This is a genomic window from Rhizobacter sp. P3_C12, from assembly GCF_056402735.1.
This window is the reverse complement of sequence record NZ_JBFUGW010000529.1, coordinates 1-2,015: the sequence shown is the minus strand read 5'-3', so window position 1 is coordinate 2,015 and position 2,015 is coordinate 1. Positions and strand designations below refer to the sequence as shown.

Annotated in this window: 1 protein-coding gene and 1 pseudogene; both read left to right on the top strand. The window is 72.2% G+C overall.

All coding sequences use genetic code 11. The features are described from left to right. Positions 1–320 (top strand): annotated as a pseudogene (locus tag AC1DXV_RS34160) (N(5)-hydroxyornithine transformylase PvdF); the annotation flags it as partial. A 26-nt stretch (positions 321–346) separates the two neighbouring features. Beyond that, positions 347–2,015 (top strand): penicillin acylase family protein (locus AC1DXV_RS34155; RefSeq protein ID WP_477937984.1); only part of this gene is annotated, 1,669 nt, incomplete at its 3' end.

The following is a 2,015-nucleotide window of genomic DNA, read 5'->3' as shown; positions in this document are numbered from 1 at the left end:
ACATCCACCCCGGCATCACGCGCGAAGGCTCGCCGCACCAGCGGCGCGGCGCCTGGGCCACGCTCGATGCGCTGCACGGCGCACGGGGCGAGCGCATCGACTGGCGCACGCTCCAGCGCACGCCGGCCGAGCCGGTGCGGCAGACCGGCGCGTCGTTCCACTACGTCGACAACGGCATCGATTCCGGCGAGGTGATCGTCGACGTGCTGGCCACCGGGATCGACCCGGCCGACACCATCCTCGAGCTGCGCTGGAACAACTTCAACCACAGCCTGTTCCCGGCGCTGCAGCAGGGGCTGGCGGCGCTCGCGGCGCGATGAAACTTTCTTCCTGATCGGACCCACCCATGCATGCATCGATACGTGGCGCGCTGATCGGCGCGCTGGCCTTGCTGATCACCGGCGCCCAGGCGCGCGGCCCGGCGCTGGCCGGCGTCGAGATCCGCCGCACCAGCGACGACATCCCGCACCTGCGCGCCGCGAACTGGCGCGATCTCGGCACCGGCATCGGCTACGTGCAGGCGCAGGACGCGCTGTGCACGCTGGCCGAAGGCTTCGTCACCTGGCGCGGCGAGCGGTCGCTGTTCTTCGGTGCCGACGCGCGGCCGGCGCACCATTCCACCTTCGGCAAGCCGCTGAACCTGGAGCTGGATTTCTTCTTCCGTGGCTTCGCCGACGACGCGATGCTCGCGCGCGCCCGGGCCGCGCAGCCGCGCGACCTGCTGGATGCCGCCGACGGCTTTGCGCGCGGCTACAACCGCTACCTGGCCGAAGCGCGCCGCGGCGGCGCACCGGCTCGCCAGGCCTGCTTGCACGAACCATGGGTGCGCGAGATCAACGCCGACGACATCCTGCGGCGCTTCTACGGGGCACAGGTCGCCGCCGGCTGGTCGCGCTTCATCCCGGAGATCGTCAACGCGCGGCCCGCGGCACCGCCTGCAGCGGTCGGCGATGCGACGCGCTGGCCGCGCCAGCAGGTCGGCGATCACCCGGCGCTCGGCAGCAACATGCTGGCCTTCGGCCGTGCGGCCACCGGCGAATCGGGCGGCGTGCTGTTCGGCAACCCGCACTGGTACTGGGGCGGGCCCGACCGCTTCTACCAGATGCACCTGACGATCCCCGGCCGCGTCGACGTGGCCGGCGTCGCCTTTCTGGGCGTGCCGCTGGTGATGATCGGCTTCAACGACAGCATTGCCTGGAGCCACACGGTGTCGGCGGCACGGCGCTTCGGTCTGTTCGACCTGACGCTCGACCCGGCCGACCCGACGCGCTACCTGGTCGACGGCCGCAGCGAGCTGATGCAGCGGCGCGAGGTGACGGTGGACACCCGCGCTGCCGATGGCAGCGTGCAACGCGTGACGCGCACGCTGTACGCCAGCCGCTTCGGCCCGATCGTCGATCTCGGAAAGCGCGCCGCGCCGTTCGGCTGGGGCACGGCGCATGCGATCGCGATGCGCGACGTGAACGGCGAGAACTTCCGCGTGTTCCGCACCTTCTTCGCCTGGAACCAGGCGCGCTCGCTGGACGACTTCATCGCGATCCAGAAGCGCGAGGACGGCATGCCCTGGGTCAACACCGCGGCGATCGGGCGCGGCGACGGCCGGGCCTGGCTGGGCGACGTGGGTGCCGTGCCGAACGTGCCCGACGCGCTGCGCGCCGCGTGCAGCACCCCGCTGGCGCAGGGCTTTGCCGGTGTCGACCCGGTGACGCCGTTTCTCGACGGCAGCCGTGCCGCCTGCGACTGGCGCAGCGATGCGGCCGCGGTGCAGCCGGGCACGATGCCGGTGTCGCAGATGCCGGGCCTGCTGCGCGAGGACTACGTGGCCAACATGAACGACAGCTACTGGCTCTCGAACCCGAAGCAGCCGCTGGAGGGCTTCGCGACAGTGCTGGGTGGCGAGCGGCAGGCGTTGTCGCTGCGCGGGCGGCTGGGGCACCGCATCGCGCAGGAGCTGTCGGGCCGGCCCGACTCTGCCGAGGCGCTGAGCCGGCGCGTGCGGCAGGCGGTGCTGGTGC